The following is a 22,101-nucleotide window of genomic DNA, read 5'->3' on the forward strand; positions in this document are numbered from 1 at the left end:
GTTAAGTTGCAGCGTGTGGCGAAAGAATGCGGCCCAGCGCGGCCAGCAGCATATCCAGGATCAGGGCTATCAGCGCGGTGGCGGCCGCGCCCAGAATCAGCGTCGGGAAATCGTTCAGATAAATTCCGGGGAAAATCAGTTCGCCGTAGCTGCTCGCGCCTATCAAAAAGGCCAGCGGCGCGGTGCCGACGTTAATCGCTGTGGCGATGCGCACCCCGGCTAATATCACCGGCAGCGCGTCCGGCAGCTCAACCTGGCGCAGCCGCTGCAGGCGGGTCATGCCAATGCCTTTTGCCGCTTCAATCAGCGCAGGGGGGACCGCGCACAGGCCGGCATAGGTATTGCGCACAATGGGCAGCAGCGAGGCGAGGAACAGGGCAATCAGCGCCGGCTGTTCACCGATGCCCACAACCACCATGGCCAGCGCCAGCACGGCCAGAGGCGGGAGGGTATTACCGACGTTGAATATCTGCATAACATATTCAGCCCGGCGTCGTGCAAAAGGACGGCTCAGCACAATCCCGGAAGGGATCCCCACCAGCAGCGCGCAGAGCATGGACCAGAAAACCAGCCAGAGATGCTGCTGACCGAGATAAATCAGATCGGTCTGGCGGGCGCGCAGCGTATCCGGACCGAGTCCCCAGACCAGCAGCGCGACGAGTACTAAAAGTGTGAGAAGAGCCAATCCGGTGCGCCGGATCAGCGATGCGTGAGGCATAACCGTTTTCTCCCTGAATAAATATAACAATCAGCTATGATTGCTCTGCTGAGCGGCAGGATAAGGGGCCGCGTTCGATAGCAAAATTTTATGGTTAAAAGGCAGATTGACCGCGCTAAAGCTGCGTAAATTCACATGTAATTAACCGTACGGCTAAAAATCTATAGCAATCTCTGATCGGCAAAGCCAGCATTTAGCGCAAAAAACAGCGGGCAGGGTGCGGGCAAAACGGCATGCAGCCCGCGCGGGATATGGGATGCTATGACAATAAAAAAAATTCATCGAAAAAGGTTACCCTGTCACATAAACGCTGGCTGGCGCATTGTGTGGCTGAACCAAAAGATTAACCGGTATAAGGAGCGTTATGTCAGAGCACGCTGAAGTTTTGCGCAGCCATCGTCCATGGATCCTGTTTGCCTGTATGCTGGCGATGTTTATGGCCGCGATTGAGGTCACTATTGTCGCCACGGCCATGCCCACGATAATTGCCGATCTTGGCGGCTTTGCGCAGTTTGGCTGGGTGTTTTCTATTTATCTGCTGACGCAGGCGGTCAGCGTGCCGCTTTATGGGCGTTTAGCCGATATATGGGGACGTAAGCGGCTCTTTTTTGTCGGAGTGTCGCTGTTTTTGTTCGGCTCAGTGCTGTGCGGCTTTGCCCATACCATGACATGGCTCATTCTGTTTCGCGCGTTTCAGGGGCTGGGGGCAGGCGCAATCATGCCGCTGACCACCACTATTGTGGCGGATATCTATTCCCCGCGTGAACGCGCCACCGTGCAGGGCTGGCTCTCCAGCGTCTGGGGCGTGGCGGCGATTATCGGGCCGCTTAGCGGCGCGTGGCTGGTGCAGCATTTCAGCTGGGCGGTGATATTCTGGGTCAATGTACCGGTAGGCCTGATCTCAATGCTGCTGCTGGCGCGCTTCCTTCCCACACGCCAGGCCTCTGTGTCAGGTGCGCTGAATATCACCGGCAGCTGCTGGCTGATGATCAGCGTCACCGCGCTGCTGGTGGCGCTGCTGCAGGCGGAAGCGCTCGGCTACTGGCTGCTGCTCTTCCTGCTGCTGGCAGGCGTGGCTGGCTGGCGTCTTAAACGGCACGAGCAGCAGACGGCGGCGCCGCTCTTCCCGCTCGCGCTGTGGCGCAGCCGCCTGATTGTGGCGGGCAATGCCGGTAACCTGATTATTGGCGCGACCATGATGGGTATCAGCGCGTTTCTGCCAACCTGGATCCAGGGGATCACCGGCGGCACGCCGCTGCAGGCGGGTAGTGCGCTGGCGATGATGTCAATCGGCTGGCCGATTGCCAGTACGCTGAGCGGTCGCCTGATGCTCGTAACCTCTTACCGCTTTACCGCTCAGCTCGGCGCACTGTTACTGATTGCCGGCAGCGCGTTGCTGCTGTTGCTCCATGCAGACAGCTCCGTACTGCAGGCGGGCTTCACGGCCTTTGTTATCGGCACCGGCATGGGCATGACCAGCACCACCTTTCTGGTCTCCGTACAAAACCATGCGCAATATGAGATCCGCGGTATCTGCACTGCTTCCATTATGTTCAGCCGGATGCTGGGTTCGGCGCTGGGAACCGCACTGATGGGGGCGGTTTTAAATATCAACCTGGCGCAGCGGCTGCCGCAGGCGAACGATCCCATGCAAAAAATCATGTCGCCGGAGAGTCGTGAGGCGCTGCCGGTGGCAGAACTGCAGCTCTGGACAACTGAGATTGCAGCCTCGCTGCACTGGGTATTTATCGTGGCCTTGCTGATTGCGCTGCTGACGGTGTGGATCGCCTGGCTGATGCCGCGTCAGCGGCCGGAGACGGAATAACAGGTGAAAAACCGGGGCAGACGCTGCCCCGGTTGCGGTTACTGCGCTGACATATCCTGCGAGCTGCCGGCGCTGTCGGGCGCGCTGCCGTCTGCATCCCGCATATTCTTTTTATAAACAATTTTTTGCGTATCGTTTTCACAGTGGCCGACCACCTGACCACCCGCCTGATCGGCCTGATCGTTTGGCACGATGTCCAGCGTAAAATCTGACTCCGCCACGCCGTTGCTGACAATTTTTTTGCTGATATCGGCACGAACGCTGTCGCAGGAGGCCTGAGCCATCAGCGGCAGCGTCATAGCACCCAGCAGCAGTACCAGAGAACCCTTTTTCATCGCTAACTCCTTGTTGACTGTCTCTCTGAACACTATAGCAGCACAGCTGCGTTACGGCGCGACCGGGCGACCGGTCCGGCGATCAAGGCAGCGCAGGGTATTCTCTTCCCAGTAAGCGTTAACGTTATAGCTCTTGTCGCAGGCGTCGCGGGTATCAAACGCGCGGTCTGCTTTATCAAACTCTTTCTCTGTCCGGGTATTAATTTTGCTGCGCAGATTGCGGGTATCGTTCCACTGCTCTTTACTCTGGCGCGCGGCTTCGTTGCTGGCCGCACTGTTGCCATCTTCCACAATCAGGCGATCGGTGCGCGCGGTGGCAAGGGGAGCGGTCAACAGCACACTGGCCGACAGTAACGCCGTAAACAGAACAGAAGCATAATTTTTCATGGTGTTGTCCTTCAGTCAGACCCGGTCAGCCATAGGAGGCTGTTTCTGTAACAGCCCCTAGTATATCATCGCGCTTTTACTGCTCACCAGCGGTGTGCAGTTTGTTGAGGTAACAGAGAGCAGGGTTATGCTGATCCAGACCACACTATTGTTTTTCATTACGGCGGTTGCAGAGATCACTGGCTGTTTCCTGCCCTGGCTCTGGCTGCGTAAAGGGATGAGCGCATGGCTGCTGCTGCCTGCCGCCGCCAGTCTGGCGCTGTTTGTCTGGCTGCTCACGCTGCATCCGGCAGCAAGCGGACGGGTATATGCGGCATACGGAGGCGTCTATGTGTTTACGGCTCTGATCTGGCTACGCGTGGTAGACGGGGTACGCCTGAGCGCATGGGACTGGACTGGCGCGCTGATAGCGCTGTGCGGCATGCTGATTATGGTGACAGGCTGGGGAAAAGCCTGACAGCGTCACCCGGCAGGGATAAGTGACGCTGTCACATAAAATCAGTGCGCTTTATGCACTTTCAGGCCGGCAGTGGTCTGGCTGACCGGCATGATCTCCAGCGTATTGATGTTCACATGCGCTGGCAGCGTAGTAACCCAGTAAACCGCTTCGGTAACATCTTCCGCGGTCAGTGCTGTCGTGCCTTCATACACGGCGCCGGCGCGATCGTCATCGCCTTTGAAGCGCACGTTAGAAAACTCCGTTCCGCCAACCAGGCCTGGCTCAATATCGGTCACACGCAGCGCGGTGCCGTGCAGATCGGTCCGCAGATTCAGGCTGAACTGACGCACAAATGCTTTGGTTGCGCCATAAACGTTGCCGCCCGCATAGGGCCAGCTGCCGGCAATTGAACCGATGTTCACGATATGTCCGACGTTGCGCTCTACCATGGCGGGCAGCAGCGCCCGGGTCATGTATACCAGGCCTTTTGTATTGGTATCGATCATATTATCCCAGTCATCGACACTGGCTTTGTGAGCCGGCTCAGTGCCCAGCGCCAGGCCCGCGTTGTTGACCAGTACATCAATAGCGCGCCATTCAGCCGGAAGCGCAGCCACAATGTCATCGATCGCGGCACGATCGCGAACATCAAGCTGAACGGTATAGAGGTTTTCACCCAGCTCATCCTTCAGCGCCTGCAGTCGTTCAGCGCGCCGTCCGCTGGCGATCACTTTATGGCCTGTGGCAATGAAGCGGCGGGTGATACTTTCACCAAAACCCGCAGTAGCACCGGTAACAAAAATAATCATCTCACTGTTCCTTAACTGTTTTCAGGTAGTCCGCGTTAACCATATCACCATCACTTCCTGCCTGCTGAAAAAAAGCAGTCTGCCGCCGGTGTGCATTAACCGGGTGCAGGGCTGCACCGTGATGAGGCGTAACGGGACAGAGTAAGTCGTTGCGCCCGGCATCTGAACCTGGTGCAAAGCGGCGTAATCGGTTGCGCATTCGTTTGCTTTTAATGTTTATCTAACCTCATGATTTGGATGAATAATTCAGAGGTGGCACAGCCTTTGCACTATCGGTTTATCTTACTGAGAGGATGAGCTATGAACGCTGACAATGAGACGCTGCTGCGCGCCAGTTTTTTTGATTTTACCCGCACGGTGTACCAGCCGGAGGCGCTGAGTGACGCCGCACGCTATCTTGCTGATGGCGTGCTGACACTGCGTGCAGGAAAAATTGTCAGCCTGCAAAGCTGGAGCAGCGCGGCGCATCAGGTTGACCACAGGCAGGTAACGGATCTGCGCGGTAAGCTGATTGTGCCGGGGTTTATCGATACGCATATTCACTATCCGCAGACGGAAATGATGGGGGCGTTCGGTGAACAGCTGCTGACCTGGCTGAATACCTATACCTTTCCGGTCGAGCAGCAGTATCACTGTGCAACCCATGCGGCAAAGATGTCCGCTTTTTTCCTGCAGCAGCTGCTGGCTAACGGTACCACTACCGCGCTGGTGTTCGGCACGGTGCATCCGCAGTCGGTTGAGGCGCTGTTCAGCGCGGCAGAGCGGCTCAGCATGCGGCTCATTGCCGGTAAAGTGATGATGGATCGCAACGCGCCCGACTACCTTACCGAAACGCCCGAAACGAGTTATCAGCAGACGCGGGCGCTGATAGCGCGCTGGCACCGGCGCGGCCGTCTTGGCTATGCGCTGACGCCACGCTTTGCGCCGACCTCTTCGCCACAGCTGCTGGAACGGGTGCGCCAGCTGCGAACTGAGTTTCCCGATACCTGGCTGCATACGCACCTGAGTGAAAATCCGCAGGAGGTGGCGTGGGTCAGAGAGCTTTTTCCCGAGCGCAACGGCTATCTCGATGTCTATCACCACTACCAGCTCACGGGCGCACGCAGCGTATTTGCCCACTGCCTGCATCTGCAGGATCATGAGTGGCAGTGCCTGCACGACACCGGTTCAGCCATCGCGTTTTGTCCTACTTCAAATCTGTTTCTTGGCAGCGGGCTGTTTGATCTCAAACGCTGCTGGCAGGAGAACGTGCGCATGGGGATCGGTACCGACGTCGGCGCAGGCACCACGTTCAACCTGCTGCAGACGCTGGGCGAAGCGTATAAAGTGGGGCAGCTGCAGCACTATAAGCTGACCGCCTGTGAAGCGCTGTATCGCGCCACGCTTGGCGGAGCGCAGGCGCTGGATCTCGATGAGAAAATCGGCAACTTTACTCCCGGTAAAGAGGCCGATTTTGTCGTGCTGGATCCGGCAGTATCACCGCTGCAGCAGCTGCGTCATGGCAACAGTAAAGATATCTTCGAGCAGCTGTTTGTCCTGATGACGCTTGGCGACGATCGCAACATTGCGCAGACCTGGGTAAACGGCCGGCCGGTGTGGCAAAAAGAGATGACTGACAGCGTGCAGAGTTGTTGCCCGCAAACCAGCGTGCCAGGATAAAGGCTCTCTGCCGCAGGCTTTTGCGGCGTTGCTGATTATCAGGAGCGATAATGAACCGATCCGCCAATCCCTTTTTTACCGCCAGCACGCTGCCGTATCAGGCACCGCCGTTTGATCAGATAAGCGAAGACGATTTTCTGCCCGCGCTGGAAGCGGGCATCGAAGAGAAACGCCGCGAAGTTGCCGCGATTGTCGCAAACCCGGCACCGCCGGACTTTGCCAATACGTTTGAAGCGCTGGAGCGCAGCGGCCTCTTACTGAGCCGGGTGTGGCAGGTCTTTTCAGCCATGACGGCAGCGAATACGTCGCCGCGGCTGCAGGAGGTGGAAGAGATGATTACGCCGGCACTGGCGGCGCTGCACGATGAGATCTACCTGAACAGCGCGCTCTTTGCCCGGCTGGATGCTGTCTGGCAGCAGCGAGGCACCGCCTGCCCGGACGCGGAGGCCGTGCGGCTCACGGAAGTCACGCGACAGGCATTTCAGCTGGCCGGTGCCGGCCTGAGCGATGACGACAAACAGTGGCTGCGCGCCATTAATCAGGAGCTGGCGGGTCTCAGCACCCGCTTTGGTAACCGGCTCCTGGCAGCGACGCAGTCGGCGGCCTATACCGTCAGCAGCGCAGAGGCGCTGGCGGGACTCAGCGACGCAGCGCTTGAACAGGCACGCGCCGCGGCGGCCGCGCGCGGTCTTGATAACCAGTGGCTGATCCCGCTGCAAAACACGACGCAGCAGCCGGCGCTGACCCGGTTAACCATCCGCGCCACGCGGGAAGCGCTGTTTGAGCAGGCGCTGAGCCGCTGTGAACGCAACGATGAGAATGATACGCGGCAGCTGGTTTCACGCATGGCGCAGCTGCGCGCGGAGCAGGCAGCGCTGCTGGGCTATAGCAGCTATGCGGCGTGGAACCTGCAGGATCAGATGGCGAAAACGCCGGATGCTGCGCTGAGCTTTATGCGCAATATTGTGCCGGCCGCCCGCCAGCGCGCCGGGCGCGAGGCCGACGATATCTCACAGCTGATGGCAGAGCAGCAGCAATCATTTGACCTGCGCGCCTGGGACTGGAATTTCTACGCAGAGCAGGTGCGTCAGGCGAAGTATGACCTGGATGAAGATACCATTCGTCCCTGGTTCGCGCTGGATAACGTACTGGAGCGCGGCGTATTCTGGGCCGCCACGCAGCTTTACGGTTTACGGTTCAGTCAGCGCCACGATCTGCCGGTTTATCATCCGGATGTGTGCGTCTATGAGATTTTCGATGCCGATGAGACGCCGCTGGCGCTGTTTTACACCGACTTTTTTGCCCGCGATAACAAAAGCGGCGGGGCCTGGATGGGTAACTTTGTGGACCAGTCTGCGCTGCTGGATCAGAAACCGGTGATCTACAACGTCTGCAACTATACTAAACCGCAGCCTGGTCAGCCGGCGCTGCTGAGCTGGGATGAGGTTATCACGCTGTTCCACGAATTTGGTCATGCGCTGCATGGTCTGTTTGCAAACCAGCGCTACGCCAGCCTCTCCGGTACGGCCACGCCCCGCGACTTCGTGGAGTTTCCGTCGCAGATCAATGAACACTGGGCCAGTCACGAGGCGGTATTTGCCAGCTATGCGCGTCACTGGGAAACCGGGGAGCCAATGCCCGCTGAACTGCGCGAAAAAATGGTGCAGGCCGCCACCTTTAATAAAGGTTATGACATGACCGAACTGCTGGCGGCGGCGCTGCTGGATCTGCAGTGGCATTCACTTTCCACGCACGATAAGCCGCAGGATGTGGAACATTTTGAACGTCAGGCGCTGCAGGCAGAAAATATCGCGCTCGCAGGGGTGCCGCCGCGCTATCGCTCCAGCTATTTTCGTCACATCTGGGGAGGAGGGTATGCGGCGGGTTACTACGCCTATATCTGGACGCAGATGCTGGCTGACGATGGCTATCAGGCGTTTACTGAACATGGCGGCCTGACGCGGGAAAACGGGCAGCGCTTCCGCGAGCAGTTGTTGTCACGCGGAAACAGCAGCGATCTGCAGCATGTCTGGCTGAGCTGGCGCGGTAAAGCGCCAGAGATTGAGCCGATGCTGCGTCATCGCGGGCTGAGTACAGAGTAGGGCAGAGGCGGTGGCCCGTTACCCCATCGGGCCACCGCTAATCGTGTCGCACATCCCAGCCAGCACCCGTTCGCCGCTTTCAGTTTTTAACGCCTCATACCAGGCTGCCGTCAGCGCGGGCTCCTTGCCGTGCGTTATATCGCAGCGCTTGCGTGCTTTCAGCACCAGGTCGCGGGTACGATCCAGCCGGCGCGCCTCATAGCGCAGCAGCGCATCTTCCACGCCCAGTGAGTGTGTTGCCAGCGTCTGGGCCAGCACGACGGCATCTTCCATTGCCGCGCAGCCGCCCTGGCCAATGTCGGGCGTGGTGCTATGGGCTGCATCACCCAGCAGCGCCATGCGTCCGCGTACAAAGCGGGTAAAGGGATCGGTATCGTGGATTTCGACCCGGTTGGTGGTCAGCGGGTCGAGCTGCGCAATCAGCCGCTGCACCGGTTCAGCCCAGCCAGCGAAATAGCCGCTGAGATCGGCGCGCAGCGTGGTGCGATCCTGAGCAAGACCGGCAGGTAACGGCACATCGAAGAAAAAGTAGAAGCGATTTCCGGCGATAGGCATTAGTGACACGCGTTTGCCGTCGCCGACAAAGGTGGTCCACTGATCGGCGGGAGCAATCGCCTCATCTGCGGTAATAAGCCCGTTCCAGTTTACATAGCCCGCATAGCGGCGCGTCACGCGCTCACCCAGAACCGCCTCGCGCAGCACCGAGTGCGTGCCGTCTGCCGCAACCAGCAGGTCGCCTGCGGCTTCGCTGCCGTCGGCAAAAAACGCGGTAACGCCCTGTGACGTCTGTTCAGCATGCGTAACCCGTCTGCCAAAGCGAACGCGCGTCCGGCCATAATTATCAAGCAGCATCGCCTGCAGCCCGGCGCGGGAAACCGGCGCAGGATATTCACCGGTTTGCTGCACCAGCGGGGCGAGGCTGAAACGCGTCAGCGGCGCACCGCTGCGCGCATCGTGATAAGCCATCCAGGCCATATTACCGCTGAGTGCGCGCAGCGGCTGTTTCAGGCCGAGCGAATTAAGACACTTTACCCCGTTTGGCCAGACGGAAATGGCTGCGCCAACCGGTTTCATCTCCGCAACGGCCTCATAGACTTCCGTTTCAAAGCCTGCCCGTTCCAGGGCGATGGCGGCACTCATCCCGCCGATACCGGCGCCAATAATAATTATTTTCATCATAGTCTCCTGTGCTCAGACAGATAGCACTGCAACTTCTGTACCAGATGCGCGACGATCGGCAATCTATTGAATAACCTGATATTTAATAGATTGCACAGGGTTATGAAACGATTGTTGCAGTGCATTTGCACTGAAGTGGTGCAATTAATTGATCATGAATCTTTTGTTTCATGCGGTATTCTGACCAGATTTTGCGCATACTTAAGGCTTCAGCGTGGAGGGGTAATGATGAAGTGGATAATTGCGTTAATGATGGCGTGCAGCGTAAACGTGATGGCGCAGAGTCACTGGCAGCCACAGCCTAAATCGCCGTCTGTGGTGTTTACGCCGGTTGCGTCAAAATGTGATGTGTCGGCCTGTCAGCAAAACTGCTACGTACAGCAATCGCAGTGTAAAAATGACAGCGGCGGCGGATGTGGCTCGCTGGCACAAATCTGCGTACAGAACTGCGCCAGCCAGTGTCGCTGAGTATCAGGGCGTTTCACGCCAGATATCGCGCATCGCCAGCTCCAGTTTTTTAAACTGGCGATAGCGCGCGTCATGAAAGCTGACCCACTCCGGACGCGGCTGCCGCGCGTCCGGCTGCAGCCGGACCGCATGCTGCACCGCGTCCGCTAAATCCCGCCATACGCCTACGCCAACGCCGGCACACAGCGCGGCGCCCAGCGCGCCGGTTTCCGTGCACGCTGCAACCCGCACCGGAATGTTCAGTACGTCGGCAAACATCTGCGGCCAGACTATGCTGCGCGCGGCACCGCCTGAGAGCGTTGCGCGGGTAAAGGGAAGGCCGGCAGCGTGCAGCCGGTCAATATGCGCCCGGTGAGCAAAGGTCACGCCTTCGAACAGGGCAAACAGCATATCTGCGCGTGTATGCCAGCCGCCCAGACCGTAAAATCCGGCCCGGGCCGGTTCCGGTTTGCGGCCGGAATACAGATAGGGATGATAAAACGGCAGGTTCGGATCCTGGCGGATTTGCGCCACACACTCACTGCTCTGCGCCGCACCTTTTCCGCCGCGCCGGTCGTCAAACTCACGCAGAAACCAGTTGAGGTTGGCCGCAGAAGTCGCGCTGGCTTCAATCGCCATAAAGCGATCCCGTTCTATCATTGAACTCATAGAGACCGGGCGAAGATAGTCAGGTTTGTCCACAACAACCTGATTAATGCTCCACGTACCGGCTACGATTGAGGCGTCACCGCAGCTGACCACCCCTGACCCGGCTGCACTGGCCACCACGTCAAACAGGCCAGCCACGACCGGTATACCTGCCGGCAACCCGGTACGCGCCGCTGCCAGCGCGGTGACATAACCGCTGACAGCGCTCGATTCCCGCAGCGGCGGCAGCCATGCTGCTGCGTCTTCGATATCATAAAGCGCCAGCAGCTCAGCGCTGTAATCGCGAACGCGATAGTCAATCAGCCCGGCGCCTGCCGCGTCTGAATAGTCGCTGCTGAGCGCATCGCTGAGGAAATGCACGATCACATCTTTGGCACTCAGTACCGCACCGATCTGCTGCCATATCAGCGGCTGATGCTGTTTTACCCAGCTCAGCAGCACCGGCGTGGAGGCTGGCCACGGCGTCTGCCGGGAGAGGGCATAGATGGCGTGCTGTTTTTCCGCCTGCTCCAGCGCATCGACGATGTCGCCTGCCCGCCGATCGATGGACTGAATGCCGAGCTGCGGCTGCAGCGCCCGGTCCAGCGTATAGAGGCCATTGCCGTGTCCGGCGGCACCTACCGCAATGATATCCTGTGCGGTCGTGCCCGCCTGCAGCAGACAGTGACGGATTGCCTGTTCAGTACCGTGCCGGATGGCGGCTATCGATCGCTCGGCGTAGCCCTCCTGCGGCTGCAGCGTCTCGCCGGTATGCTCAGCCACGGCCAGTATCGTCCCGCTGAGATCAAACAGCACCGCCTTGATCATCGTGTTACCGGCATCAATACCCAGGATTTTCATATCCGGCTCCGTAAAACCGCAGAGGAGATCGCGCACAGAACGCGCGACGGGTCAGGCGTCAGTCTGCTGATAAAGGGCCAGCGCATCTGCGCCGCTGGCACCCTGATGAATAATGGCCATCAGCGCGGCGACGACCCGGGCAGGATGGGCATGCTGATAAACATTGCGGCCATAGACCATGCCGCTGGCACCCTGCGCCATCAGCAGCGCACTCTTGTGCAGTACCGCGCCGATCTCACCTTTGCCGCCGCCGCGCACCAGCGTCGGACAGCGCGCTGCCTCTACCACACGGTGAAAATCAGCCGGATTATCAGTCGGGTCTGCTTTGATGATATCAGCGCCCAGTTCACGCGCCAGTCGCACCAGCGGCACGATCTGCTCTGCATCGCCCAGTGAACCGTAAGCGGCTCCCTGACCGGCCGGTGCCATTACCAGCGGCTCAATCATCAGCGGCATGCCGTAGCGGTCACACGCCTGACGCAGCCGGCCGATATTTTCGATGCACATGCGAAAAATAGCGGGCTCATCCGGGATCAGATAAAGATTCACTACCACGGCGGCCGCATCCAGCTGCAGCGCTGCCAGAATCGGCTCATCAGGATTATGCAGGACTGCCCACATCTCGCGATGCCGTACCGCGTTATACGCATTGCCAACATCGGTACGCAGCACCAGAGCCGGTTTTACTCCCTCCGCGCACTGCAGCAGATCCGCCTGTCCATAATTGACCTGAATCGCGTCGGGCTGTGCGGTGATCAGGCGCTGCATTACCGCTTCAATATCCTCAAGCCCCTGCAAAAAATCGGGTTCGTTAGCGATACCGTGATCGACTGCCACGTCCAGACAGCGGCCGTGGCGGAATAACCGCTTCATACGGACTTTACTGCTCGCTGACATGCCGGGCCTCCTGCTGCATCACGGTGGGATAGAGACCATGCAGGCCGTGAAAGCGCGCCAGCGACGCGCAGCAGCGCTGCAGCTGCTGTATCCGCTGGTGCTCGCTCCAGTTCAGCGTCTGCGCCATCAGCAGTGAGATCTCCTGGATCAGCGGCGGCGTCAGCTCGCCACCGATCGCCAGTGACGTGCGCCGCACCAGCAAATCTTCCAGCTGGCACACCTGTTCGTGCTCTGTCAGATAGCGCAGCTCCGTTGCGCTGTAATCGGCGTGGTGATGCAGCGGACGGTCGTCATCGCGCAGCAGCGACAGCAGCGGCACGGCGCGGCTGCCGTAACGTTTTACCAGCTGCGTCACGCGCGGCGCCGGCAGCGCGTACTGCTGCGCCAGCTGGGCGATCCAGGCGGGCTGTGCCGCCGGAGCAGGGAAGTCGCGTCCGCCGCCGATAGCTAACTCAGTGGTTGAGGTATGGCGCTTTTCGCCCAGCAGCCGCAGAACCCGATCGGCCGCTTCTTCACCAAAGCGGCGGAACGTGGTCCACTTACCGCCTACCAGGCATAGCGTGCTCCAGGCGCGGGTGGGGTCGGGTGGCAGCATGACCAGTGAATGATTACGCGATATCTGCCCGCTGAGTTTTGCATCGCTGGCGGGCAGGGGACGCACGCCGCAGAAGGTATAAACCACGGCGGATTCAGGCACCACGACCTCAGGGAAGACAAAGCGCAGCGATTCAAGAATATACGCTTTCTCTGCAGCCTCGCAGACGACGTTATCGGGATCGTCAACGCGGATATCCGTTGAGCCAGCCAGCACTTTACCCGCCCACGGAAACAGAATGCAGACGCGTCCCTCCTGATTTTCGAAGTAGACCATTTCACCATCCAGCATGCGCAGCAGCTCCGGATGGTCGAGGATCAGATGCGACCCTTTGGTGCCGCCAATCAGTTTCTGCCGGGCGCTTTTGGGCGCGACGTGCTGGTTAAGCTGGTCAATCCATGCGCCGCCGGCATTCACCAGCACATGCGGCTGCAGGCGAAACTGCTCGCCGCTCAGCGTATCTTTCAGCGTAACGGTCTCTCCGTCGCTGCTGATAAGCTGCATATAATTCAGGGCCAGCGCGTCGCTGCAGGCGCGCTCTGCATCCTCCAACAGCTCAAGCCCCAGCCGTTCCGGGGCGCTGATCCACGCATCATAGTAGCTGGCGCTGTATTTCACCCATGGCGCAAAGCCTGGCCAGCGATCGCGGGTCGCTGCCTCACTGCGCACCTGATGTTTAGGCATGGAACCATACTGACGCGTATAGAGGTCATACAGGCTGAGGCCGGTTTTGATCAGCAGCGCACCGCGCCGGGCAGGTTTATCACTGAGACGCAGAAACCGTCGGGTGGCGTTGATCATGCCACCGCTGAAATTATCCACGGGCACCGTGGTCCGCAGAGGAAAGACATAGTGCGACGCGTTCTTCAGCAGCCGATCGCGTTCGATCACCGACTCTTTCACCAGACCAAACTCACCGGTTTCAAGATAGCGCAGGCCGCCATGGATCATACGCGACAGCGCACCACTTGCCGCCTGACACCAGTCATCGCGCTCTACGATAATCGCCGGGATCCCCTGCAGGGCCAGTTCGCGAAACGTACTGATGCCGTTAATGCCGCCTCCGGCAATCAGGACCGGTGTAATCTGCCGCTGGCGCAGCCTGTCGAGACGCTCATTACGGGTTAATACAGTAGCCATGGCACGCTCCCTGACGATGAAGGCTTATCCGTCAAAGGTATAGGAGTGTGCAGCCAAAACGGCAAACCCGCTTACTCAGGATGTGACTCTGTTCACTTACACCACCAATGGAGATGTGGGGTGGGCCGGAGGCAGATATACTATGCGCACCGCTTTTGGTTCTGAGGAATAAGGATTATTCATGCGACGCCGCGTTATGGCTCTACTTTTGCTGCTTATCGCCAGCTCCGCTGCTGCCCGGGCGCCGGATGACATTATCGAACCGCTGATGGCGCGCTTTGCGATCCCCGGCATGGCGATCGCCGTGCTGAATAAAGGGCAGACCACCTTTTACAGTTACGGTGTCACTTCAGTGCCGCAGGGAGCGCCTGTAACCTCCCGCACGCTGTTTGAGATTGGCTCGCTCAGCAAAACCTTCACCGCCACGCTTGCCAGCTATGCCGTACAGCAAAACAAAATGCAGCTGCGCGATAGCGCCAGTCAGTGGCTGCCTGCTCTGCAGGGCAGCGCGCTCGATCGCGTGACGCTGCTGAACCTGGCAACGCACACCAGCGGCATGCCGCTGTTTGTGCCGGAGGAGGTGACGGATAACGCACAGCTCATGCAGTGGTACAAATCGTGGCAGCCTGAGGCTGAACCGGGAACACAGCGTGTCTATTCAAACCTGGGTATCGGCCTGCTGGGCATGATCGCGGCGAAGAGCCTGAATATGTCATTTATGCGCGCTATGGAGTCGATGCTCCTGCCGGCGATGGGGATGCATCATACTTTTCTTCAGGTGCCGCCGCGCGCCATGCCGGATTATGCACAGGGATATGATAAACAGAACCGTCCGCTACGCGTGACGCCCGGGCCGCTGGATGCGGAAGCGTATGGGCTAAAATCAACATCAGAAGATCTGATCCGCTGGCTCGGCATTCAGATGGGAGAGGTTAACGTGGTACCGGCCTGGCGACAGGCGGTGGCTGCCACCCATCAGGGCTACTTCCGCACGGCAGCATTCACGCAGGCAATGATGTGGGAATACTACCCGCTGCCGGTCACGCAGCAGCAGCTGGTGGCGGGGAACAGCAGTAAAATCATCCTCAACGGCATGCGCGCTGCGCCGGTTTCACCCTCTGCACCCGTGCCGCTGCGTGCCTGGTACAATAAAACCGGTTCAACCAACGGCTTTTCAGCCTATGCAGTATTTATTCCTTCCCGGAAGCTGGCGCTGATTATGCTGGCCAACAAGTGGATACCCAATGACGATCGTATTATTGCCGCGGAGCAGATTATCCGTGCGCTGGAGGAGTAAGGAGAGACGATGAGTATTCGGGCATTGCGGGCTGAGGATTATGTTGCCTGGCTACGGTTATGGCAGGGCTACCAGCAGTTTTATCAGACAGAGATTGACGAGGCAACGACCGGTGAAACGTTCCGGCGCATGCTCTCCCGCGCAGAACCGATGTATTGTCTGGTGCTGGAGCAGGGGGGCATCATGGTGGGGCTGGTGCATTTTCTCACGCATCGTTCCACCTGGACGCGCGGTGACTACTGTTATCTTCAGGATCTGTTTGTGGCAGAAACGGCACGCGGCAGCGGAGCGGGTAAGGCACTGGTACTGGCCGTCTATGAGCAGGCCAGGCAGCGCGGCTGTTCACGTGTTTACTGGAACACGCAGGAGGGTAACACCACGGCACGGGCACTATACGATCGGCTGGCAACAAAAACGGAATTTATTCAGTATCGCTATCTGGTAGCACTATAATAGTTACAACAGACAAATTTTTCCATAATAGAAAGGGTTAGACTCCTCTGCAAAAAATTGTCTGACAGAAAATATAAGCAGCGGGCAGGGCAGCCCGCAGGAGCTGAGCGCTCTGTTACTGCACACTTTCAAATGAAACCTTCTGCCAGCTGTGATTGCGTCCGGATTTCCGCCACGGCTGACTTGCTATACGCCAGCTGCATGTTATGAATGAAATGCAGTTAACTTTCATTTGAAACCAGAGCGAGAGGTGATTTCTGTGACCACTTTATTGTCTTCAGCGCAGCAGCCCGACGATTTCAGAAAAAGCATTCGTCAGATGAAGCAGCAGTTGCGCCAACAGATCGGAGATGTGGAGGCGCTCTATGCACGGAAGAGGGAGAGGGGTTCGAAGACTCATGAAATGAAGATGTACGATAAGAAGCTAATTCATTGTTAATAGTCATTTTTAGATAGCCATAACCTGGCAAAATAAAAACTTAAACTGTTGGTTCCTGATGATGCAATCAAAAAAAGGATCCACGCAGGATCCTTTCAACCGCTGCCAACACCCTACCAGCTGCCGTACGGATAGTATTTTCCTTTTATAAAATCTTTTATGTCAGGATCATAACCATCCGGAATGCTGTAGTTAAAGTCAATCCGCGAAGGTACGCCTCTACAGGCATCCAGTTTATCTCCGGACAACGTGGTTATTTTTACGGGCTCAACCGGCAGGTTGTCGCCTCCCGCGCTGTTCAGAAGCCAGATACGGACTTTACCCTCTGGCGCCAACCCAAACAGCAAGGTTTTATACCAGGCGGTATTTCCTCTCCGATCTTTGCCGGTTGGTATCGACATTTTTTCCCGCAGGGCAGATGAGAAGGTGAGGCGCGTCTCGTAGGTCTTTTTATCAATGATCGAATCCCAGCAGAACAGCATCAGCGAGGGTGGATGCCGGACCTTGTTGAACTGGATGCCCCCGTCATCCATTCTGCTGTTCCAGGTGTCGACTACATCGGGATCACTCTGCGTACTGTCCAGTGTACGGAAGGTGGATATCACCTTTTCGTTATCAATAATCAGCGCTTTGGTCACGACCGCCGGTAATGCCCTCGGGGTGATAAAAGCAAAACCAACCTCACCATAAGGCATTTTACCGGTGTCTTCCGGCGTCTGCGCTTCGCCTGTCTGGCAGCCGCTGACCATGACCAGCATCAGCAGGGGAAAAAGTGTTTTCAGCTTCATATCTTTTTCCCGTCCATGCTGTATACAGTGCGTTGCCACTGCTCATCCGGCCGGTTGATAAAGCCAATCAGCTCTGAGGGCGATGCGCCCCCGTGAATAAGGCCGTCCGTATTGACCACGATGGCATTCCAGTTCGCCGAGCAGTGAATATACTTCTCTGCAATCACGTCCAGCTCATCCTGGCTGAAAGTTGATGGCGTCTGGCCATTACGGACAGCTTTCCCCATCGCCAGCGCTTTATCCCGGAGGGACGCAAGCTCATCCGGAATAGTGAGTTCTTTGTCTTTACTCAGAATAGAGTCAAACATCACCCCGGCTTCCTGCGCAGCCTCAAGCATCACCCTCAACGCGACGCGGGGCCAATCGTTTCTGACGGTACGCTCACGCAGGGTTAGTGCCGCAAAGCTGCGCTTCTGCATCTGGCCATACCGATCCGGAGGAAGCCTGTCGTCATGCCAGGTTTCTGCCGATATTTCATTTGTCCGCAGCAGTGGAGCCAGACAGGGCGATTTATCCAGCGTTTGCAGCTGGGCCACTGCCTGCCGGTAAGCCTGAGTCTTTTCACCGGGCTGACTGTAGGGTACGGTTTCCGTTGCCGGCCGCGTCAGAAAAAGATGTTCCTTTGTGACGGGCAGATAACCGCCGCCAATATCAGAATGCACGCCGGGCAGCGCCAGTTCCGGCCAGGTCGGTTTTACGCTGTTCAGCGCAAAGTTAAAGCGGCACTCGTTCGCGGCGGTGATATGAAAAACCTTCTCTGCCACGCCGGGGCGCAGAAGGAGGTTCACGTCACCGGTATCCGCGCTGTGCGGGTTCAGGCCATTAACCGGTGTGCCGATGGCGGCAACGGTATCGAAAATACCGATGAAGCGGGTTTTACCGGCAGGAGAACCATTGAAGTCCGTGCCGGCTACCCCCTGCCGGATGGCGCTGATAATGGCCGGGTCTTCAGACTGGATGCGGTTGGCAAAATGGCGGGCCGCTGTAGCACCGCGGCTGAAGCCAAAAATATCGAACTGCAGGACCCTGACGATAAGCTTGTTGTCAGCCTGTTGATTACTGACCGCGTCCAGTGCCTTCTGGATACTGTCAGCCAGCATGGAAACCGCTTTGTTCGTTTTGGCAATAACCCCGGTATCAGAGATACCAAACCCCTGGCCCAGCGTGCTGTCAGGTTTTCCCGCGTCGGTGCCGATACCGTCGATATAAACAGCTCGCTGAATATTGGGATTGTCTTCAGCAAAGCGACGGCTGTAGAGCGTACTCAGCCAGTGTATATTGGTGTAGTACCCGGTATAGCTGGTTGCACCGCTGCCCGACACACCAAAATTGTCACGGGCGCATTTTGCCAGAATGGACTCAGCTTCCGGGTCATCCAGATTGTAATGTCCTGCGGTATACGCTTTCATCATATTCTGCGTATTAACAGCATTGTTGCCAGTGCCGTCGAAGAACACGCCTATCGTTAGCGTGATCTCCCGTTTCTTTTTCTTCCCCGTCTGCGCATGTTTTTCCGGTTCAGGAGCGAATGACGGGGTCATCCCGGCTTTTGCCGCTGAAAGCTGCGGAATCGTACCCGGGGCAATCAGAAAATGGGTCCCCTGTGGGCACCTGCAAAGGATCGCCGAGCCATCCACCGCGACAGCCGCGCTATTTGAGTGCCGGTAATCGCCGTCCACAATAACTCCCACTTCCCCGCACTTGGGGCAGGGCGTGGTTTTGTCGCCAATATAGAGCTTCAGCAGCCCCATGACCGACATACCTGAACGGGCCGCGATACAGTGAGCTCCCGTGGAAGTCCTGTCCCCGTGCAGCCCGACGTTTTTACCGTGAATGATACAGCCTCTTCGGATCATCAACTCAGTCCTCTGCCGGTGACTATCCGGGCGGTGGTGCCAGGCGAACGCGCCAGTGAGACGGCTAATTCCGGAGTTAGTTCGTTGATATATTGCTGTTCCATGTCAAATCCCTCTTTTTCCTGTGGGTTAAGTGTCTATAGTAATCAGACGGTAGCTCTTAACCAAAATTTAATGTCGGTGTCAGAACGGCCGAATTGCCTTTTTGTCCTCAATAATTTTATAAACGGTGGTGCGAGCAATTTGCTATGGGCAGCGAGGTGAGACCAGAAAGCGCTATCGTGAAGGGCAATAAAATTAACCGGGTGCACCGGGCTCAGGCACTGACGCATTAATGCTGTGGAACACGCTTTATATGCAGGAAGCACTTAGCTGGATGCGCAATAATGGAGAAGAAACCGGGTAAGAGAATATCACCTGGTTACCCCACTGATGCACGGACATATCAATATGCCGGGCCTTACTGATTAACCGCAGGACATTATGAACGCACGCCATCAGTCAATTATTGAGCTGCTCAGTGAGCGCGGCAGCGTCAGCGTCAGCGAACTGGCGCTGACCACCGGCGTCTCTGAAGTCACGATGCGCCAGGATCTCAACCAGCTGGAAAAAGAGGGGCTGCTGCGCCGGGTGCATGGCTCCGCCGTTGCTGCCGGCGGTGACGACGTGGGCGTCCGGATGCAAACCCGCTTTGCCGTAAAAAAAAGGCTGGCTGATTATGCAGCCTCCCTGGTGAATGAAGGCGAAACGGTGTTTATAGAGGGCGGCAGTACCAATGCGCTGCTGGCACAGGCGCTGAGCGAGCGTCATGACGTCACGCTTGTCACAGTAAGTCACTATATTGCCGGCCTGCTGCGAGAAAAGGGCGGCGACGTGATCATTCTTGGTGGCCTGTTTCAGAAAAGCAGCGAATCCGTGGTCGGTCCGCTGACCCGTCTCTGCATTCAGCAGCTCAACTTTCACAAAGTTTTTATCGGCATTGATGGCTGGGATCGCGCTACCGGCTTTACCGGACGCAACATGCTGCGCTGCGATGTCGTCCACGCGCTGCTGGAAAAGCCCACGCATACCATTGCACTGACCGACTCCTCTAAATTTGGTCAGATCCACCCTTATGCGCTGGCACCGCACCAGCCATTCAGGCAGCTGATAACCGACAGCGAACTTGATCCGGCCGCGCAGGCGCTGCTGGCGGCTCAGGGAACGGAGGTCACACGCATTTAGTCCGGCAGTGCAGAGTGCTATTTTGCTGACCGGTCGCCCTTTATGTCAGCAGTGCCTGTGCCGTTATCTCATCGGTAATCAGCCCGGAGAGCTGGCCGCTGCTCAGTACGGCCCGAAGGGCAGCTACTTTACTCAGGCCGCCGGTCAGCGCCACAATTTCACTGCTATTCTGGCTGAGCGGCACGGAAAGCGTACGGGCCGTCAGCGAATTGTGGATCAGCGTGCCGTCAGCGGCAAAGAAGTGGCCCAGCAGCTCGCCCACGGCACCGGCTGCAGAGAGGGCGTTGATCTCCGCTTCTTCGAGCATACCCGCTTCAACCAGCTGGGCCGCCGGCTCTACCGTGCCGATACCGACCAGCTTTACCTCACTGCGCGCGGCCATATCAAAAATCTCGCTGACGCCGCGCTGCGCCAGCAGCACATCGCGATCCTCTTCAGTATTCGCAAAAAACGGCACCGGCATCATATAAGCCTGCGCGCCGGTTTTAGCGGCGATTCGGTGCATGACATCATGCGGGTTCAGCGCATAGTTACGCGTCAGGCAGCCCAGCAGCGACACAAAACGCGCCTGTGGCGCCTCAAGGCGCGCCAGCTGATGGATCGCCGCTGACAGGGTACGACCATGCCCCAGCCCGAGCGTAATAGAGGGCGCGTTAAGCAGAAGCTGGCGCAGATAATTTGCGCCAGCCATTCCCAGCGCCCGCACCGGCAATCCTGTTTCGCCCAGGTCAGGCGCGACCTGACAAAACCGCAGACCAAAGTGCTGACGCAGCTTATCCTCCAGCGCCACGCAGTCGAGAATATCGCCATCAATAGTGATTTTTACGGCGCCTTCCGCCACCATGCGCGCAATCAGGCGGTGCGTTTTTACCGAGGGCAGCCCCAGTCGTTTGGCGACCTCAGCCTGAGTCAGACCGCCTACGTAGTGCAGCCAGGCCGCACGCAGCGCCAGAGAGTCATCGCGGTCGGCAGAAGCAGGTGCGGATTTCATGTCTTTTTCCATTCAGAGTAGAAGACGACGCGGGTTCCGGCCCGCGCGTTTAGCGGTGCTGTCCGGCAGGACGGTGCGTCGCCAGGTGCAGGTCCGCTACGCCGGTCTCAATATGGCTGGCCCAGAACGCCACGCTTTCTGCAATCTCCGCCACAGCGCGGCTGTCGGTGGGTTCGCGCTCTTTGAAACTCAGCTCCAGGCAGATTTCATTATCCTGTGCGCCGCCACGCGCCAGCGCGTCCAGCAGCGGCTGCGGCTGAATACGGCCGCCGCTATTGTACTGCATTGTAAATGGACGATGCCCGCCTTTATCCATCATGCTCTGTTTGATATGAATGATCGGTGAACAGCGCGGCACCGCTTCCGCCCAGGCGTAAGGATCGTAGTCACGCGGGTCGGCAGAGGTCACATCACCGTGATCGATATCCGCCATCATCCACATCGGCAGGGCAAAATCGCGCTGGCTCAGGCGTTGCTGCAGGGCCAGCGCGGCAGGGATGGTTTCGCCAAACTCGCGCGCCACGCTCATCGGTTCCCAGAAAAGATATGTCAGTCCCGCCGCGCGCGCATGTTCAGCGACCTCCTGCCAGCAGTCAGTGGCGATATCGATAAGCGTTTCACGGCGCTCTGCGTCCCGGAAATCCTGCTGCGTAAAAATGGCAAACTGCGACCCTATGGCAACACCGCCAAGTTCAGCAGTGATATCCGCAAAGGTTTTAAACCAGTCAATATAGTAGCGGCGCACCGCGGCATCGGGATGACCAAAGTGGTTCAGTCGTCCGTAGGGACCGGTCATACCGGAGGTAACGCGTACGCCGGTGGTACGCAGCGCCTGCTGCATGCGACGCGTCATTGCGGTTATCGTGGCGGCAGGCCAGCCCGGATTAATAAACTCATGCGTCAGCTGCAGGTCACGAATGCGGATTTGCTCCGCCACCGTGGTAATTAAATCGTGCGGATCGGCAAAGCGGTTGACCAGCGGATTCGTATTAAGCGAAAGGGTAAGGGCCAT

At 57.9% G+C, this 22,101-nt stretch carries 20 protein-coding genes and 1 pseudogene; 9 read left to right on the forward strand and 12 right to left on the reverse strand.

Annotated features, from left to right (window positions below; genetic code table 11):
- Position 1 precedes the first annotated feature (1 nt).
- Positions 2-718 (reverse strand): ABC transporter permease, encoded by a 717-nt coding sequence (locus tag SB719_RS03580; protein WP_065649343.1) that lies wholly within the window; start codon positions 716-718, stop codon positions 2-4.
- Positions 719-1,082: 364 nt separating this feature from the next.
- On the opposite strand from SB719_RS03580, the gene SB719_RS03585 reads away from it, so the two are divergent.
- The gene (locus tag SB719_RS03585) at positions 1,083-2,543 is read left to right on the forward strand and encodes an MDR family MFS transporter (protein ID WP_304231862.1); all 1,461 of its coding nucleotides are present in this window, start codon (positions 1,083-1,085) and stop codon (positions 2,541-2,543) included.
- A gap of 38 nt (positions 2,544-2,581) precedes the next feature.
- On the opposite strand, the gene SB719_RS03590 is transcribed toward SB719_RS03585, so the two are convergent.
- Positions 2,582-2,878, reverse strand: coding sequence for a DUF1161 domain-containing protein (locus tag SB719_RS03590; protein WP_065649345.1), 297 nt, complete (start codon positions 2,876-2,878; stop codon positions 2,582-2,584).
- A 51-nt stretch (positions 2,879-2,929) separates the two neighbouring features.
- The gene (locus tag SB719_RS03595; RefSeq protein WP_292971437.1) at positions 2,930-3,265 is read right to left on the reverse strand and encodes a DUF1283 family protein; all 336 of its coding nucleotides are present in this window, start codon (positions 3,263-3,265) and stop codon (positions 2,930-2,932) included.
- 130 nt (positions 3,266-3,395) lie between these two features.
- Here SB719_RS03595 and SB719_RS03600 point away from each other — a divergent pair, with 130 nt between their 5' ends.
- On the forward strand, positions 3,396-3,722 hold the full coding sequence (locus SB719_RS03600) for a YnfA family protein (protein ID WP_293005305.1): 327 nt from the start codon (positions 3,396-3,398) through the stop codon (positions 3,720-3,722).
- Positions 3,723-3,763: 41 nt separating this feature from the next.
- Here the strand turns inward: SB719_RS03600 and ydfG are convergent, their stop codons facing one another.
- The gene (ydfG, locus tag SB719_RS03605) at positions 3,764-4,513 is read right to left on the reverse strand and encodes a bifunctional NADP-dependent 3-hydroxy acid dehydrogenase/3-hydroxypropionate dehydrogenase YdfG (RefSeq protein ID WP_304231870.1); all 750 of its coding nucleotides are present in this window, start codon (positions 4,511-4,513) and stop codon (positions 3,764-3,766) included.
- Between the two features lie 300 nt (positions 4,514-4,813).
- On the opposite strand from ydfG, the gene guaD reads away from it, so the two are divergent.
- A complete protein-coding gene (gene guaD, locus SB719_RS03610; RefSeq protein WP_304231873.1) occupies positions 4,814-6,172 on the forward strand; it encodes a guanine deaminase in 1,359 nt (452 codons plus the stop codon).
- Positions 6,173-6,222: 50 nt separating this feature from the next.
- A complete protein-coding gene (gene dcp / locus SB719_RS03615) occupies positions 6,223-8,274 on the forward strand; it encodes a peptidyl-dipeptidase Dcp (protein ID WP_412158891.1) in 2,052 nt (683 codons plus the stop codon).
- 18 nt (positions 8,275-8,292) lie between these two features.
- On the opposite strand, the gene hpxO is transcribed toward dcp, so the two are convergent.
- Positions 8,293-9,450 carry an FAD-dependent urate hydroxylase HpxO gene (hpxO, locus tag SB719_RS03620; protein ID WP_412158892.1) on the reverse strand — a complete coding sequence of 386 codons (1,158 nt, stop codon included), beginning with the start codon at positions 9,448-9,450 and terminating at the stop codon, positions 8,293-8,295.
- A gap of 228 nt (positions 9,451-9,678) precedes the next feature.
- Between hpxO and SB719_RS03625 the strand changes: the two genes are divergently transcribed.
- Complete coding sequence (locus SB719_RS03625; protein ID WP_293005282.1) at positions 9,679-9,921, forward strand: hypothetical protein; 243 nt, start codon at positions 9,679-9,681, stop codon at positions 9,919-9,921.
- 3 nt (positions 9,922-9,924) lie between these two features.
- Here SB719_RS03625 and SB719_RS03630 read toward each other — a convergent pair whose 3' ends face one another.
- Genes SB719_RS03630 through SB719_RS03640 form a run of 3 tightly spaced genes read right to left on the reverse strand, consistent with a single transcriptional unit; the run spans position 9,925 to position 14,041 of the window.
- Positions 9,925-11,409 carry an FGGY-family carbohydrate kinase gene (locus tag SB719_RS03630; protein ID WP_292971447.1) on the reverse strand — a complete coding sequence of 495 codons (1,485 nt, stop codon included), beginning with the start codon at positions 11,407-11,409 and terminating at the stop codon, positions 9,925-9,927.
- A gap of 51 nt (positions 11,410-11,460) precedes the next feature.
- A complete protein-coding gene (locus tag SB719_RS03635) occupies positions 11,461-12,306 on the reverse strand; it encodes a class I fructose-bisphosphate aldolase (RefSeq protein WP_292971449.1) in 846 nt (281 codons plus the stop codon).
- Positions 12,290-14,041: a glycerol-3-phosphate dehydrogenase/oxidase gene (locus SB719_RS03640; protein ID WP_412158893.1), complete on the reverse strand. Its 1,752-nt coding sequence runs from the start codon at positions 14,039-14,041 to the stop codon at positions 12,290-12,292. The genes SB719_RS03635 and SB719_RS03640 overlap by 17 nt, the downstream gene beginning before the upstream one ends.
- A gap of 181 nt (positions 14,042-14,222) precedes the next feature.
- Here SB719_RS03640 and ampC point away from each other — a divergent pair, with 181 nt between their 5' ends.
- Together ampC and SB719_RS03650 are read left to right on the forward strand one after the other, a co-directional pair.
- A complete protein-coding gene (gene ampC / locus SB719_RS03645) occupies positions 14,223-15,338 on the forward strand; it encodes a class C beta-lactamase (protein WP_412158894.1) in 1,116 nt (371 codons plus the stop codon).
- Positions 15,339-15,347: 9 nt separating this feature from the next.
- A complete protein-coding gene (locus tag SB719_RS03650; protein ID WP_412158895.1) occupies positions 15,348-15,791 on the forward strand; it encodes an N-acetyltransferase family protein in 444 nt (147 codons plus the stop codon).
- A gap of 552 nt (positions 15,792-16,343) precedes the next feature.
- Here the strand turns inward: SB719_RS03650 and SB719_RS03655 are convergent.
- Both SB719_RS03655 and SB719_RS03660 read right to left on the reverse strand, forming a co-directional pair.
- Positions 16,344-17,018, reverse strand: coding sequence for a DUF2931 family protein (locus tag SB719_RS03655; RefSeq protein WP_412158896.1), 675 nt, complete (start codon positions 17,016-17,018; stop codon positions 16,344-16,346).
- Positions 17,015-18,874, reverse strand: coding sequence for a phospholipase effector Tle1 domain-containing protein (locus SB719_RS03660; protein WP_412158897.1), 1,860 nt, complete (start codon positions 18,872-18,874; stop codon positions 17,015-17,017). Before SB719_RS03660 ends, SB719_RS03655 begins: the two co-directional genes overlap by 4 nt.
- Before the next feature lie 229 nt (positions 18,875-19,103).
- Between SB719_RS03660 and SB719_RS03665 the strand changes: the two are divergent.
- Positions 19,104-19,333, forward strand: a pseudogene (locus SB719_RS03665) (Tn3 family transposase); the annotation flags it as partial.
- Between the two features lie 24 nt (positions 19,334-19,357).
- Positions 19,358-20,098 carry a DNA-binding transcriptional regulator YciT gene (locus SB719_RS03670; RefSeq protein WP_304231886.1) on the forward strand — a complete coding sequence of 247 codons (741 nt, stop codon included), beginning with the start codon at positions 19,358-19,360 and terminating at the stop codon, positions 20,096-20,098.
- 40 nt (positions 20,099-20,138) lie between these two features.
- Here SB719_RS03670 and SB719_RS03675 read toward each other — a convergent pair whose 3' ends face one another.
- Both SB719_RS03675 and SB719_RS03680 read right to left on the reverse strand, forming a co-directional pair.
- Positions 20,139-21,089, reverse strand: a complete 951-nt coding sequence (locus tag SB719_RS03675) for a sugar-binding transcriptional regulator (RefSeq protein WP_065650473.1) — start codon at positions 21,087-21,089, stop codon at positions 20,139-20,141.
- 49 nt (positions 21,090-21,138) lie between these two features.
- On the reverse strand, positions 21,139-22,101 hold the full coding sequence (locus tag SB719_RS03680) for a sugar phosphate isomerase/epimerase family protein (RefSeq protein ID WP_065649358.1): 963 nt from the start codon (positions 22,099-22,101) through the stop codon (positions 21,139-21,141).

This window comes from Pantoea sp. SIMBA_079 (genome assembly GCF_046940275.1).
Taxonomy (GTDB): Bacteria; Pseudomonadota; Gammaproteobacteria; order Enterobacterales; family Enterobacteriaceae; genus Pantoea; species Pantoea borealis.

What these genes read in the sequence shown, in the direction of transcription:
- SB719_RS03580 (WP_065649343.1), bottom strand. Translation starts at nt 718, where the DNA reads ATGCCTCACGCATCGCTGATCCGGCGCACCGGATTGGCTCTTCTCACA.
- SB719_RS03585 (WP_304231862.1), top strand. Translation starts at nt 1,083, where the DNA reads ATGTCAGAGCACGCTGAAGTTTTGCGCAGCCATCGTCCATGGATCCTG.
- SB719_RS03590 (WP_065649345.1), bottom strand. Translation starts at nt 2,878, where the DNA reads ATGAAAAAGGGTTCTCTGGTACTGCTGCTGGGTGCTATGACGCTGCCG.
- SB719_RS03595 (WP_292971437.1), bottom strand. Translation starts at nt 3,265, where the DNA reads ATGAAAAATTATGCTTCTGTTCTGTTTACGGCGTTACTGTCGGCCAGT.
- ydfG (WP_304231870.1), bottom strand. Translation starts at nt 4,513, where the DNA reads ATGATTATTTTTGTTACCGGTGCTACTGCGGGTTTTGGTGAAAGTATC.
- guaD (WP_304231873.1), top strand. Translation starts at nt 4,814, where the DNA reads ATGAACGCTGACAATGAGACGCTGCTGCGCGCCAGTTTTTTTGATTTT.
- dcp (WP_412158891.1), top strand. Translation starts at nt 6,223, where the DNA reads ATGAACCGATCCGCCAATCCCTTTTTTACCGCCAGCACGCTGCCGTAT.
- hpxO (WP_412158892.1), bottom strand. Translation starts at nt 9,450, where the DNA reads ATGAAAATAATTATTATTGGCGCCGGTATCGGCGGGATGAGTGCCGCC.
- SB719_RS03625 (WP_293005282.1), top strand. Translation starts at nt 9,679, where the DNA reads ATGATGAAGTGGATAATTGCGTTAATGATGGCGTGCAGCGTAAACGTG.
- SB719_RS03630 (WP_292971447.1), bottom strand. Translation starts at nt 11,409, where the DNA reads ATGAAAATCCTGGGTATTGATGCCGGTAACACGATGATCAAGGCGGTG.
- SB719_RS03635 (WP_292971449.1), bottom strand. Translation starts at nt 12,306, where the DNA reads ATGTCAGCGAGCAGTAAAGTCCGTATGAAGCGGTTATTCCGCCACGGC.
- SB719_RS03640 (WP_412158893.1), bottom strand. Translation starts at nt 14,041, where the DNA reads ATGGCTACTGTATTAACCCGTAATGAGCGTCTCGACAGGCTGCGCCAG.
- ampC (WP_412158894.1), top strand. Translation starts at nt 14,223, where the DNA reads ATGCGACGCCGCGTTATGGCTCTACTTTTGCTGCTTATCGCCAGCTCC.
- SB719_RS03650 (WP_412158895.1), top strand. Translation starts at nt 15,348, where the DNA reads ATGAGTATTCGGGCATTGCGGGCTGAGGATTATGTTGCCTGGCTACGG.
- SB719_RS03655 (WP_412158896.1), bottom strand. Translation starts at nt 17,018, where the DNA reads ATGAAGCTGAAAACACTTTTTCCCCTGCTGATGCTGGTCATGGTCAGC.
- SB719_RS03660 (WP_412158897.1), bottom strand. Translation starts at nt 18,874, where the DNA reads ATGATCCGAAGAGGCTGTATCATTCACGGTAAAAACGTCGGGCTGCAC.
- SB719_RS03670 (WP_304231886.1), top strand. Translation starts at nt 19,358, where the DNA reads ATGAACGCACGCCATCAGTCAATTATTGAGCTGCTCAGTGAGCGCGGC.
- SB719_RS03675 (WP_065650473.1), bottom strand. Translation starts at nt 21,089, where the DNA reads ATGAAATCCGCACCTGCTTCTGCCGACCGCGATGACTCTCTGGCGCTG.
- SB719_RS03680 (WP_065649358.1), bottom strand. Translation starts at nt 22,101, where the DNA reads ATGGCCCTTACCCTTTCGCTTAATACGAATCCGCTGGTCAACCGCTTT.